A 13,064-nucleotide genomic window follows, 5' to 3' on the forward strand; every position below is an offset into this window, starting at 1 on the left:
GTTGGCACGGTGGAGGAACGGTATGAAGGCCGGCGCCCGCGACCGGCTCGCCGATATGTCGCCGGGATTTTGTCTGAAAAATATCGGAACGAAATTGCTTCAAAAAATTTCGGTGCGCCTGTCGGCCGGAATGCCGGGCCGCGCGCCCGGTGCCGCCCGGTGTCGGCCGGCGCACGGCGGGCGGAATGAATGGGCATAATGATGAGCCTCGTCCGGCGGCGGCCGGTCCGATGCCGACACAACGAATTTTGCGGCGCCGCAATATCCGCGATACCGGCGCCGCGGTATTCCGATCGCACACCGGCCGGTGCCTCGTCCGCCCTCCTGCCGACCCTCACCCGGAGCCTGCCTGTGTACCCACCGATCGAACCCTACGCCCACGGCCACCTCGACACCGGCGACGGCCACCGCATTTACTGGGAGCGCTGCGGCAATCCGTCCGGCAAGCCAGCGGTATTCCTGCACGGCGGCCCGGGCGCAGGCTGCAGCCCCGACCACCGCCGCCTGTTCGATCCCGAGCGCTACGACATCCTGCTGTTCGACCAGCGCGGCTGCGGGCGCTCGACGCCGCACGCGAGCCTCGACAACAACACGACCGGGGATTTGGTGGCCGACATCGAGCGGCTGCGCGAGATGGTGGGCGCGGAACAATGGCTGGTGTTCGGCGGCTCGTGGGGCAGCGCGCTCGGCCTCGCCTACGCGGAAACGCACCCGCGGCGCGTGAGCGCGCTCGTCGTGCGCGGCATCTTCACGATGCGCCGCGCGGAGTTGCTGTGGTACTACCAGGAAGGCGCGTCGTGGCTGTTCCCGGACCTGTGGGAGGAATTCCTCGCGCCGATCCCGGAAGCCGAGCGCGGCGACCTGATGGCCGCGTACCATCGCCGGCTGACGGGCGACGACGAAGCCGCGAAGCTCGAAGCCGCGCGCGCATGGAGCATCTGGGAAGGCCGCACGATCACGCTGCTGCCGGATCCGGCGCTGGCCGCGCACTTCGCGGACGGTCACTACGCGCTCGCGTTCGCGCGAATCGAAAACCACTACTTCGTGAACCGCGGTTTCGTCGACGAAGGCCAGTTGCTGCGCGACGCGCATCGCCTCGCCGGCATTCCGGGCGTGATCGTGCAAGGCCGCTACGACATCGCGACGCCCGCGCGCACCGCGTGGGACCTCGCGAAGGCATGGCCCGACGCGACGTTCGAGATCGTGCCGGATGCCGGACATGCGTACAACGAACCGGGCATCCTGAAGGCACTGCTCGCCGCGACGGACCGGTTCGCCGCGTAAGCTGCAACACCCGGCGGCGCGTTGCAGCCGACAATGCCGGCCTGCACGCGCCGCCCGCTCAAAGCGCGGCTTCGACGATCGTCCGGCCGCTGATGGCGCGCTCGACGAGCTGTTCGTCGCCGACCTTGCGGATCGCATCGTCCAGCAATCCTTCCGGCTGCTCGGTCGCGACCTTCAGCAGGCCCGACAGGCCGCGCGCATCGAGCACCACGAGCGTCTCCATCGAATCCGCGCGGCTTACGAGCACGCGACGGAATGCGGGGCCCGCGCCGAAGCTCGCGCAGAGCGCGATCGTCTCGTTGCCGAGCGGGTAGTCGAAGTTCTTGATCATGTCTGCCGCCGTTGCAATGAAATGGCCACGCGCGACGGCGCGGCGCCGTGACGTCGACGCACCCGTGCGTGCCGCCGGCGCCGGACCCGGGTCCGGTCCGTTCGTCGGCATCACCATGCTAGGCGGGCAGAATTAACGAAGACTTAAACGGCCGACGCGCGCAGCGCCGGCGCGATCACGCCGCGTGACTTACGGCGTATCGAGCGGCTCGACCGTCACGCCGACCTTCAGCTCCTGATCCGCGCCGCCGCCGCGGATCACGCCGCGCAGCGGCGTCACGTCCGCGTAGTCGCGGCCGATCGACAGCATCACGTAGTCGTCGCCCGGTGCGCGGTCGTTGGTCGGATCGAGCTGCAGCCAGCCGCCGTCTTCGGGCCACGCCGGGTCATAGACGTCGACCCATGCATGCGACGCGTCCGCGCCGATCAGCCGCGGCTGCCCGGGCGGCGGCTGCGTCAGCAGATAACCGCTCACGTAGCGCGCGGCGAGCCCGAGCGAGCGCAGCGCGCCGATCATCACGTGCGCGAAATCCTGGCAGACGCCCTTGCGCAATTGCAACGCATCGAGCGCCGTCGTCGTAATGTCGGTGCTGTTCGGCGTATACGCGAAGTCGGCGTGAATCCGCCGCATCAGATCCCACGCGGCCTGCACGAGCGGCCGCCGCGGCGTGAAGCTGGCGGCCGCATACGCGGCCAGTTCGGGATCGCACGCCACGTGCGGCGACGCGAACACGAACTCGCTCGCCGCGTCGTACGGCTGTCCGGCACGAAACCGCAAGCGGTCGCGCACGGCTTCCCATGCCGTCGCATGTTCGGCGTCGGGATGCGCGATCGCGGGCGGCGGCGCGCCGCGTGCACCCTGCGACCACACGGGCGGGCTCACGCGCACCATGCTGCGGCTGCGCACGAGCAGCGCATCGTGAGGCTGGTTCAGCGCGAACGATGCGCGCGCGTTGCCGAACGCGTCGATCTCGGTGCCGACCGCTTCCGGCGCGGGCTCGATGTCGAGCGCGAACGACAGCACCTGCTGGCGCGGCGTCGCGAGCGGTCGGAGCCGCGCCTGGTGCTGGGCGGATTCGACGCGGGCGGCGTAGCGATATTCGGTGTCGTGCGTGACGCGCAGCACGCGGCCGGCCGCGACGGCCGCCGGCGTTGCGGGTGCGGCTGGCGTGGCCGCCTCCTTCGCGCTGCCGGCACCGGCCGCGGGCGGCGTCTTCGCCGCGTGTTTCGTCGTCACCATAGCGTCCTGCCCGCCTCGCGCACGTGACTGAAATAGCGCTCGCCGATCCGGTTCGACAGCTCCCACACGGCCTTCACGGTCGTGTCGAGCGCATCGAGCAGCTTGTCGTGCCGGCCGTCGTCGCCCGTTTCGCACAGCTCGTGCAGCGACCACGCGGGCACGTCCGGAATCGTCTCGGCCAGTTCGGACAGCGCATAGCCCTCGCTGCGCTCGACCTTCGTCAGCCGGCCGCGCAACGCCTGCACGACCCAGCCGAGCGAGCGCGGGTTGTCGGTGTCGAGCACGACGAGCGACAGCAGCGGCGCGACGTCGAAACCGCGCTGGAACCGCGAGCGGAACGTGATCGTGCTGTCGAACAGTTCCAGCACGAGTTCGAAGCCGTCCTGCCGGTGCACGGCGCCATCGTCGAACGCGAACTTCAGCACGCTGCACAGGAAGTCCAGCCGGTCGATCTGCCGGCCGATCGACAGCAGTCGCCAGCCGTCGTCGCGCGTCATGTTGTCGGTCTGCGCGCCGGTGATCGCGCCGAGCAGCAGCCCCAGCCGCTCGAGCAGTTGCAGCGCCTCGTTGCCGATCTGCTCCTCGGCCTCCGGATGATCGGCGCTGTCGGCGAACAGCTGTGTCGCGTCGTCGATCAGCCGCCACTGATCGCTCGACAGCCGCTCGCGGATCGCGGCGGCGGCCGCGCGCATCCCGAACAGGCACGATGCGATGCCCGACGTACGGTCCGCGCCACGCGTCAGCGATGTCGCGAGCGCATGCTGGAACGCGCGCGGCGCGTCGACGGCGTTCGGCGCATCGGACGCGATCAGCCCGGTGTCGCGGCACAGCGTGTCGATCAATTCCAGATGCGCGGGACTGTCGACGTCGTCCTCGCCGCGCAGCCGCTCCAGCGCGGCGCGCGCGAGACGCATCAGGTTGGTCGCGCGCTCGGTGTAGCGGCCGAGCCAGAACAGGTTCTCGGCCGCGCGGCTCGCGATCGCGCGCGGGCGCTCGACCAGATCGTCGGGGCCGAGACGGGTCTGCAGCAGCGTCGTCGAATCGACGATGCCTTCGGTCATCACCCACGTATCGACGGTGCTGCCGCCGCGCGGCATCGGCGCGTTGAACAGCGTGTCGCGCGTGCCGACCCGCGACAGCCCGCCCGGCAGGAGCCGCCAGCGTTGCGCGCCATCGGCGAGCGCGAACACACGCAGCAGCAGCGGCTTCGGCACGATGCGCGCGCCGCCGGAGCCGTCGGGCGCGTCGGGCCCCGGCCAGGTCGGCGCCTGCGACAGCGGCAGGTCGGCCTGCACCGTGTAATGCTCGGGCCGGGCCAGGATTCGCGCACGCCATTCGGCCAGCTGCGCCGGCGTGAGCCGCGCGCCGACCACCGGATCGAACGCGCCGCCGGCCTGCGCGTCGGGCGGATACGCCGGCTTCACGATGCAGCGCGCGAGCTGCGGCAGCGCGTCGTCGCATGCCGCTGCCTCGCCGCACCACCACGAATGCACCGCCGGCAGCGTCAGCGTTTCGCCGAGCAGCGCTTCCGCGAGGCGCGGCATGAAACCGAGCACGCCCGGCGATTCGAGAAAACCGGAGCCCGGCGCATTCGCGAGCAGCACGTTGCCGGCGCGCACGGCTTGCAGCAGCCCCGGCACGCCGAGCAGCGAATCGGGCCGCAGTTCGAGCGGATCGAGCCACGCGTCGTCGACGCGCCGCAGGATGCCGTGCACGGGCTCGAGCCCGCGCAGCGTCTTCAGGAATACGTGGTTGTCGCGCGCGGTCAGGTCGCCGCCCTCGACGAGCGTGAGGCCGAGGTAGCGTGCGAGATACGCATGCTCGAAGTACGTCGCGCTGTGCGGCCCCGGCGTCAACAGCACGATCCGCGAATTCCTGGCGGCCGGGCTGAGCGCCTGCATGCTCTGCAGCAGCGACCGGTACGCGGACGCGAGCCGCTGCACGCGCAGCCCGCGGAAGCCGCGCGGAAAGAGCCGCGACACGATCAGCCGGTTCTCGAGCAGATAGCCGAGCCCGGACGGGCCCTGCGTGTGCTGCGCGACGATCCGCCATTGCCCGTCGGGGCCGCGCGCGAGGTCGAACGCGACGACGTGCAGCCACGTATCGCCCGGCACGCGTGCGCCGCGCATCGCGCGCAGGTAGCCCGGATGCCCGGTCACGAGCGCGGGCGGCAGCAACCCGCGCTGCAGGATCGTCTGCGGCCCGTACAGGTCGGCCATCGTCGCGTTGAGCAGCCGCACGCGTTGCAGCACGCCGCGCTCGATCGCGACCCAGTCCTCGGGCGTGACGATCAGCGGCAGCAGGTCGAGCGACCACGGGCCGGCCGCGCCGTCGCCCGCGCGTTGTTCGTGGAGCTGGTAGAACAGGCCGTTCTCGCGCATGCGGCGCTGCAGCGCGTCGGCGCGGCGGTCGAGGTCGGCCACGCCGTCGCTGCCGATCGACGTGAAGAAGCTGCGCCATGCGGGCGCGAGCAGCGGCGCGGTGAGGCCGGCGGCGCTGCCGCGCAGTTCGTCGTAGCGGCCGGCCGCGGCCGGCGCCGCGAGCGCGGCGGCCAGTTCCGCGGCATCCGGCTGCGCGCCGGTATCGAAGAGCGTGGGCATCGCGTCGGCGTCGGCGAGATCGTCGGGGTGAATGGGCGGCACGGTCGATATCGTTCCGTCGTCAGGGGGCGGACGCACCCGCGCGCCGCCGCACCGGCGGCCGGGCACGGCGGGCGGCCGCGTTCTGCCCGCATCCTAGCACTCCGGCGGGGCCGCCATCGGCCGGCGCGCCGGGAGGTCGCGAACCGCGCATCGTCGTCCGTGCTTTCATCCGGGAATCAGGGCCGTCGCAAATCGAGCGTGAACGGGAATTCGCGGCTCGGCGCGGCGGCCGACACGTCCATCCGCCCCGGCGTGTGCCCCATCGCGACGAAGCGCGCGAGCCGCCGGCTCTCGGCCTCGTACGCATTGACCGGGAACGTCGCGTAGTTGCGCCCGCCCGGATGCGCGACGTGATACCGGCAGCCGCCGAGCGAGCGTTGCAGCCACGTATCGACGATGTCGAACGTGAGCGGCGCATGCACGCCGATGGTCGGATGCAGCGCCGACGGCGGCGCCCATGCCTTGTAGCGCACGCCCGCGACGTATTCGCCGACGGTGCCGGTCGGCTGCAGCGGCAACGCGCGGCCGTTGACGGTCACGACGTGCCGGTTGTCGTTCAGCCCGGTCACGCGCACTTCGAGCCGTTCGACCGACGAATCGACGTAGCGCACCGTGCCGCCGGTCGCCCCCTCCTCGCCCATCACATGCCACGGCTCCAGCGCGCCGCGCAGCGACAGCTGCATCCCGTTCACCGCGATCTGGCCGAACAGCGGGAAGCGGAATTCGAAGTGCGGCGCGAACCACGCCGCGTCGAACGCGAAACCGGCGTCGCGCAGCTCGGCCAGCACGTCGTCGAAATCCATCTTCAGGAACGCCGGCAGCATGAAGCGATCGTGCAGCGCGGTGCCCCAGCGCGTGAGCGGCGTCGTGTACGGCGCGGCCCAGAAACGCGCGACCAGCGCGCGCAGCAGCAGTTGCTGCACGATGCTCATCCGCGCATGCGGCGGCATCTCGAACGCGCGCAGTTCGAGCAGGCCGAGCCGCCCGGTCGGCGAATCGGGCGAATACAGCTTGTCGATGCAGAATTCGCTGCGGTGCGTGTTGCCGGTCACGTCGATCAGCAGGTTGCGCAGCACGCGGTCGACGAGCCACGGCGGCATGTCCTGCCCGTACAGCAGCTTGTTGCGCTGGATTTCCGCGAATGCGATGTCGAGCTCGTAGACCTGGTCGTTGCGCGCCTCGTCGACGCGTGGCGCCTGGCTCGTCGGACCGATGAACAGCCCCGAGAACAGGTACGACAGCGACGGATGGTTGTGCCAGTAAGCGATCAGGCTCGCGAGCAGGTCCGGGCGGCGCAGGAACGGGCTGTCGGCCGGCGTCGCGCCGCCGAGCACGAAGTGGTTGCCGCCGCCCGTGCCGACGTGCCGGCCGTCGACCATGAACTTCTCGCTGGACAGGCGCGACTGCCAGGCAGCGTCGTACAGGAATTCGGTCTGGCCGACGAGTTCGTCGAAGCTCTTAGCCGGATGGACGTTCACCTCGATCACACCGGGATCGGGCGTGACCTGCAGCAGCTTGAGCCGTGCGTCGCGCGGCGGCGGATAGCCTTCGAGCACGAGCTTCACGTCGAGCGCGTGCGCGGTCAGCTCGATCGCGGCGAGCAGGTCGAGATAATCTTCGAGCGCGGCGAGCGGCGGCATGAACAGATACAGGATGCCGTTGCGCACTTCGGCGCACAGCGCGGTACGCGTGATCCACGCGGCCGATTCGAAGCGCTCGGGGCGGCGCTGCGCGTCCTGCGCGTCCCGCGTGCCATGCGCATGCCGCCCGCCGGCGGCCGTGCCGTCGCCGCGCCATTGCATGACCGTTTGCACGGGTGCTTCGCGATGCGCGCCGGCCAGGTAGCGCGGCGCGTCGGCCGTGCCGGCGTGACGCGCACGGAACGCGGCCGCGTCCGGCAGCGCGTCGCGCGGCGCGAACGGATCGCGTTCGACGAGGTACGGATAGTCGGCGCCGGCGACCCACGGCAGCGAATCGAGCGGCAGCCGATAGCCCATCGGCGAATCGCCGGGCACGAGGTACATCCGCTCGTCGCGGAAGAACCACGGGCCCGTCTGCCAGCGCGGGCCGTCGAGGCCGGGCCGGCCCGGCTCGTCGTCCGCGCGCTTGATCGGCAGCACGTAGCCGACCACGCTGTCGAGCTGCCGATCGAACACCTTGCGCAGCCGCGCGCGTTCGAGCTCGTCGTCGAGGCGCGAATCGAACGGATCGACGTTGACGGGCAGCCTGCGCTCGCGCCACAGGTAGTACCAGACGTCCTCGTAGCCGGGCCGCACGAATTCGTCGGTCAGGCCGAGGCGCGCGGCCAGCGCATCGATGAAGCGCTTCGCGTCGTCGGTCGTGCACGCGGACGGCTCGCGCTCGTCGGCGAACAGCGACGGATCGTGCCACACGGGCTGGCCGTCGGCGCGCCAGAAGATCGACAGCGCCCAGCGCGGCAACTGCTCACCCGGATACCACTTGCCCTGCCCGAAATGCAGGAAACCGCCTTCGCCGTATTCGGCGCGCAGCCGCCGCACGAGTTCGGTCGCATAGCCGCGCTTGGTCGGGCCGAGCGCATCGGTGTTCCACTCGGCACCGTCGCGATCGTCGATCGACACGAAGGTCGGCTCGCCGCCCTGGGTGAGCCGCACGTCGCCGGCCGTCAGCGCGCCGTCCACCTGCGCGCCGAGCGTGCGCACGGCGTCCCACTGCGACTCGGTATACGGCTTCGTCACGCGCGGCGATTCGTACACGCGCGTCACCGCCATCTCGTGCTCGAACGAGACTTCGCATTCGTCGATCAGCCCTTCGACCGGCGCGGCGCTGGTCGGCTGCGGCGTGCACGCGAGCGGAATGTGCCCTTCGCCCGCGAGCAGGCCCGAGGTCGGATCGAAGCCGATCCAGCCCGCGCCCGGCAGATAGACTTCGCACCACGCGTGCAGGTCGGTGAAATCGACCGACGTGCCGCTCGGGCCGTCGAGCGCCTTCATGTCCGGCGTGAGCTGGATCAGGTAGCCGGACACGAAGCGCGCGGCGATGCCGAGGTGCCGGCACAGCTGCACGAGCAGCCATGCGCTGTCGCGGCACGACCCGGACGCGAGCTCGAGCGTCTGCTCGGGCGTCTGCACGCCCGGCTCCATCCGCACGAGATACCCGATGTCGTGCTGCAGCTGCTGGTTCAGCGCGACGAGGAAGTTCACGGTGCCGGCCGGCGTGCGGTCGACGCCGTCGAGATACGCGCGGAACAGCGGCGCCGCGCTCGTCTGCGGATCGCACGCGAGGTACGGCGCGAGTTCGGTCTTCAGCGCATCGTCATAGTCGAACGGATATTGCTCCGCGCTCGCTTCCAGAAAGAAGTCGAACGGGTTGTACACCGACATCTCGGCAACCAGGTCGATCGTGATCTCGAAGTGTTCGGTGCGTTCCGGAAACACGAGCCGCGCGAGATAGTTCGAGAACGGGTCCTGCTGCCAGTTGATGAAGTGCTGCGCGGGCTCGACCGTCATCGAATACGCGACGATCGGCGTCCGGCAGTGCGGCGCGGGCCGCAGCCGCACGATCTGCGGGCCGAGGTTGACGGGCCGGTCGTAGCGGTAGCGGGTGGTGTGATGCAGCGCGACGTGGATGGGCATGGGAGAGCCGCTCGGTTCGGGTTGGGCCGGCCGCGCGCGCCGCGTCGCCGTCGCTGCGGCGGCACGGCACGGCGGATTCGGCGAAGGGGTGCGTCAGACCAGTTCCGGCGACTGCACGACGCTGATCTCGATGCCGACGATGCTCGCGCCGAGCCCCGTCACCGGCTGCGCGTCGCGAGCGTCGAGGCCGACGGCGATGCGCACGTAGCGCTCGTCCGGGCAGCGGTTCATGAACGGATCGAAGCCGACCCAGCCGAGCCCTTCGACGTAGGCCTCCGCCCACGCATGACCGGCCGGCTGCTGCATCAGCGCGGCGGCCTGCGGCTGCGCGCCGAGCGCCGCCTGCGGCAAGCCCTGCGACTGCGCCGCGTGCGATGCGCCGAGCGCCTGCTGCATGCCGTCGCCGCTCTGCAGCGCGAGCGCCTCCTCTTCCTCGTCGTCCGCCGCGCTCTGCTTCGCGTCGGCGATGCGCTGCATCGCGCTGTCGGCGAGCACGTAGCCGGAGATATAGCGCGCGGGCACCTTCAGCGCACGCGCGGCCGCGATGAATGCATGCGCATGGTCGCGGCTCGTGCCCTCGCCGCTTTGCAGCGCGGTTTCGGCATCGACCGGCGCGTCGGCCAGGTTCGGCGCGTACGCGATGCGGCCATGCACTTCCGTCATCAGCCAGTGCAGCGCGTCGAGGCTATGCGGCTCGATCGGCAGCGCCTGCGTGAGTTCGCGCACGGTGTCGCCGGCCTTCGTGAGCGCGGTCTCGCGCTCGAAGATCCACGGCGGCGCATAGCCCTCGGGGTTGCCGAGAATGCCGGCGCGGTCCTGCGTCTCGACGACGCCGGCCGCGACCACGACGATCTCGTTCTTCGCGCCGCGGTCGTGGCGCACGAGGTCGATCCGGTTGCCGAGCCCGTCCGTGTAGGACAGCGCCGGCTCGACGCCTTCGATCGTGACCTGCCACGCGCGCACCGTCTGCCCGGGCCCCGATTGCGGGCGCAGCCGCAGCCGTTGCAGCGCATGGGTGGCTTGATCGTCGAACTGATAACGCGAGATGTGTCGGATGGCGAGTCGCATGGCAAGTCTCAGTCGAAGTTGTAGGCCTGGGCGATATCGATCCCGAGGCTGTTGTTGCGGCCGATGAAGTCGGTCAGGAACTCGTGCAGGCCGCTCTTGAAGATCCGCTCGACCGAGGTGTCGGACAGCATCTGCAGAATCTTCGTGGCCGTGTCGTGACACGGGTGTGTCACGCCGTAATCCTTCGCGAGCATGTTCAGGCTCGACACCACGCGCCCGTAGCAATAGCGCAGCGAACGCGGCATGCGGCCGTTCAGGATCAGGTAATCGGCGATGTTCATCGGCTTGTACTGCACGTCGTACACCCAGCGATACGAGCGGTGCGCGGCCACGCAGCGCAGGATCGTCTCCCACTGGTAGTTGTCGAGAATCGTGCCGACGTGCGACACCGACGGCAGCAGCAGGTGGTATTTCACGTCGATAATCCGCGCGGTGTTGTCGGCGCGCTCGACGAACGCGCCGATCTGCGCGAAATCGAAGATCTCGTTGCGCAGCATCGTGCTGTAGAAGCTGCCGAGGATCAGCGCGGTTTCACGCTTCACTTCGTCGAGCACCGCCGGCAGCCCGCTCTCCGGCACCGGCTGCGCGAGCGCGTGGCGCAGCGCGAGCCATGCGCCGTTCACGCTCTCCCACGCCTCGCGGGTGAGCGCCGTGCGCACCATCCGCGCGTTCGAGCGCGCGTTCTCGATGCACGACAGCACGCTCGACGGGTTGTCGCGGTCGCGCAGCAGGTAGTCGGTCACGGTATCGGCGGCATATGCGTCGTACTTCTGACGATAGCCGTCGTCCGCGCCCGAGCTGACCAGCACCGACGACCATTCGGCCGGCGCGTCGGACGTGCGCGTGAGCGCCATCCGCAGCCCGGCATCCACGATGCGCGCGATGTTCTCCGCGCGCTCGATATAGCGGTACATCCAGTAGAGACCGCTCGCAGTTCGTCCCAGAAGCATCTCGTGTCCACTCCGTCTTCGTTCGGTTCGCGCGCCGGCTGCGGCGCGCGCGGTCGTGCCCGGCTCAGTCGGCCAGCACCCAGGTGTCCTTGGTGCCGCCGCCCTGGCTCGAGTTGACGACGAGCGATCCCTCCTGCAGCGCGACGCGCGTGAGCCCGCCCGGCGTGATGCGGATCCGGTCCGACACCAGCACGAACGGCCGCAGGTCGACGTGGCGCGGCGCGAGGCCGGCTTCGGTCAGGATCGGCGTCGTGGACAACGCCAGCGTGGGTTGCGCAATGTAGTTCGCGGGACGCGCGCGCAGCTTCGCGGCGAACGCTTCGAGTTCGGCCTTCGATGCGCACGGACCGACCAGCATCCCGTAGCCGCCGGAGCCGTGCACTTCCTTCACGACCAGTTCGTCGAGATGGTCGAGCACGTATTTCAGGCTGTCGGCCTCGCCGCAGCGCCAGGTCGGCACGTTCTCCAGCAGCGCCTTGCGGCCCGTGTAGAACTCGACGATCTCCGGCATGTACGAGTAGATCGCCTTGTCGTCGGCGATGCCGGTGCCCGGCGCGTTCGCGATCGTGATGTTGCCGGCGCGGTAGACGTCCATGATCCCGGCCACGCCGAGCACCGAATCGGGGCGGAACGTGAGCGGATCGAGGAACGCGTCGTCTACCCGCCGGTACAGCACGTCGATCGGCCGGAAGCCTTCGGTGGTGCGCATCGCGACGCGGCCGTCGACCACCTGCAGGTCGCTGCCCTCGACGAGGTGCACGCCCATCTGGTCGGCGAGGAACGAATGTTCGTAGTACGCGGAATTGTGGATGCCGGGCGTGAGCACGGCGATGGTCGGATTGTCGGCGTTGCCGCCCGGCGGGCACACGGCCGCGAGCGACTGCCGCAGCATCTGCGGATAGGTCTCGACCGGGCGCACCTTGACCTGCTGGAACAGCTCGGGGAAGAGCTGCATCATCGTCTCGCGGTTTTCCAGCATGTACGACACGCCCGACGGCGTGCGCGCGTTGTCCTCCAGCACGTAGAACTCGTTCTCGCCGGTGCGCACGATGTCGACGCCGATGATGTGCGTGTAAACGTTCCCGGGCGGCCGAAAATCGATCATCTCCGGGATGAACGCCTCGTTGTGCGCGATCAGGTGCTTCGGCACGATGCCGGCGCGCACGATCTCCTGGCGGTGGTAGATGTCGTCGAGGAACGCGTTGAGCGCCATCACGCGCTGCTCGATGCCGAGCGACAGCCGGCTCCATTCCGCGCCCGAGATGATCCGCGGCACGATATCGAACGGAATCAGCCGCTCGGCGGCCTGCGCGTCGCCGTACACGGCGAATGTGATGCCCGTCCTGCGGAACACGCCTTCCGCGTCGTGGGCCTTCTGGGCGAGGCTCGCGGGGTTCTGCGTGTCGAGCCACTGCTTGAGGCGCGCGTAAGGCGCCCTCACCATGTCGCCGGATTGCAGCATTTCATCGAATGGCTTCATCGATCTTTTCTCCATCGATCGTTTTCCCCGGCATTGCGCATGCCGGACCGGCGTACTGACTGCCTTGCAAGGAACGTGCCTTGCGATATCCCCTCAGGTTCCCCCATTTTGTCGCGCGGCCGGCACGCCCCCGCGGCACGCCGCACCATGATGGTGCGATGCGCACGACGCAGGACGCTTCAGAGGCGTGCCGTGCCCGCACACGGCCTCTGCTGCACCGCGCCTGTCGAACATAGTTCCCCTGCGTGTCACGACTGTGCAATCTGCACTGCACCAATCCTTCCCCGTGCCGGCGCGCCTCCACGATGACCGCGCTGCCGGCCGGCAGCGGTGCCGCGCCTGTGCCGGCGCGGCTTCCCCCGCCGCCGTGCGATCGCCCGCGCCTCGCCACCTTCCCGCCCGGTCTTGCCGCGTCGCAGCGAACCGCGACGGGGATTGCGCCACATCCTTCGGTTG

9 protein-coding genes are annotated in these 13,064 nt (G+C 69.8%); 2 read left to right on the plus strand and 7 right to left on the minus strand.

Going from position 1 to position 13,064, the window contains the following annotated elements; genetic code table 11:
* The first annotated feature begins 22 nt into the window (after positions 1 to 22).
* On the plus strand, positions 23 to 199 hold the full coding sequence (locus ACV22W_RS02025; protein WP_448017504.1) for a hypothetical protein: 177 nt from the start codon (positions 23 to 25) through the stop codon (positions 197 to 199).
* A 152-nt stretch (positions 200 to 351) separates the two neighbouring features.
* A complete protein-coding gene (gene pip, locus ACV22W_RS02030) occupies positions 352 to 1,284 on the plus strand; it encodes a prolyl aminopeptidase (protein WP_448017505.1) in 933 nt (310 codons plus the stop codon).
* A gap of 58 nt (positions 1,285 to 1,342) precedes the next feature.
* Here the strand turns inward: pip and ACV22W_RS02035 are convergent, their stop codons facing one another.
* The 7 genes from ACV22W_RS02035 to ACV22W_RS02065 all read right to left on the minus strand — a co-directional run bounded on the left by ACV22W_RS02035 (position 1,343) and on the right by ACV22W_RS02065 (position 12,608).
* Positions 1,343 to 1,615, minus strand: a complete 273-nt coding sequence (locus tag ACV22W_RS02035) for a hypothetical protein (protein WP_059525674.1) — start codon at positions 1,613 to 1,615, stop codon at positions 1,343 to 1,345.
* Positions 1,616 to 1,804: 189 nt separating this feature from the next.
* Positions 1,805 to 2,854: a transglutaminase family protein gene (locus ACV22W_RS02040; RefSeq protein ID WP_448017506.1), complete on the minus strand. Its 1,050-nt coding sequence runs from the start codon at positions 2,852 to 2,854 to the stop codon at positions 1,805 to 1,807.
* Complete coding sequence (locus tag ACV22W_RS02045; RefSeq protein ID WP_448018105.1) at positions 2,848 to 5,454, minus strand: circularly permuted type 2 ATP-grasp protein; 2,607 nt, start codon at positions 5,452 to 5,454, stop codon at positions 2,848 to 2,850. Before ACV22W_RS02045 ends, ACV22W_RS02040 begins: the two co-directional genes overlap by 7 nt.
* A gap of 218 nt (positions 5,455 to 5,672) precedes the next feature.
* Positions 5,673 to 9,110 (minus strand): transglutaminase family protein, encoded by a 3,438-nt coding sequence (locus tag ACV22W_RS02050; protein WP_448017507.1) that lies wholly within the window; start codon positions 9,108 to 9,110, stop codon positions 5,673 to 5,675.
* Between the two features lie 93 nt (positions 9,111 to 9,203).
* Complete coding sequence (locus ACV22W_RS02055) at positions 9,204 to 10,178, minus strand: transglutaminase family protein (protein ID WP_448017508.1); 975 nt, start codon at positions 10,176 to 10,178, stop codon at positions 9,204 to 9,206.
* A gap of 8 nt (positions 10,179 to 10,186) precedes the next feature.
* A complete protein-coding gene (locus ACV22W_RS02060; protein ID WP_059524971.1) occupies positions 10,187 to 11,128 on the minus strand; it encodes an alpha-E domain-containing protein in 942 nt (313 codons plus the stop codon).
* Between the two features lie 64 nt (positions 11,129 to 11,192).
* Positions 11,193 to 12,608, minus strand: coding sequence for a circularly permuted type 2 ATP-grasp protein (locus tag ACV22W_RS02065; protein WP_059450610.1), 1,416 nt, complete (start codon positions 12,606 to 12,608; stop codon positions 11,193 to 11,195).
* Positions 12,609 to 13,064: the final 456 nt, after the last annotated feature.

The sequence above is a fragment of the Burkholderia sp. AW49-1 genome (genome assembly GCF_053427845.1).

Bases quoted from the DNA above. Each gene is read 5' to 3' on its own strand.
- ACV22W_RS02065 (WP_059450610.1), bottom strand. From the start codon at position 12,608: ATGAAGCCATTCGATGAAATGCTGCAATCCGGCGACATGGTGAGGGCG.
- ACV22W_RS02040 (WP_448017506.1), bottom strand. From the start codon at position 2,854: ATGGTGACGACGAAACACGCGGCGAAGACGCCGCCCGCGGCCGGTGCC.
- ACV22W_RS02035 (WP_059525674.1), bottom strand. From the start codon at position 1,615: ATGATCAAGAACTTCGACTACCCGCTCGGCAACGAGACGATCGCGCTC.
- ACV22W_RS02045 (WP_448018105.1), bottom strand. From the start codon at position 5,454: ATGCCCACGCTCTTCGATACCGGCGCGCAGCCGGATGCCGCGGAACTG.
- ACV22W_RS02060 (WP_059524971.1), bottom strand. From the start codon at position 11,128: ATGCTTCTGGGACGAACTGCGAGCGGTCTCTACTGGATGTACCGCTAT.
- ACV22W_RS02025 (WP_448017504.1), top strand. From the start codon at position 23: ATGAAGGCCGGCGCCCGCGACCGGCTCGCCGATATGTCGCCGGGATTT.
- ACV22W_RS02050 (WP_448017507.1), bottom strand. From the start codon at position 9,110: ATGCCCATCCACGTCGCGCTGCATCACACCACCCGCTACCGCTACGAC.
- ACV22W_RS02055 (WP_448017508.1), bottom strand. From the start codon at position 10,178: ATGCGACTCGCCATCCGACACATCTCGCGTTATCAGTTCGACGATCAA.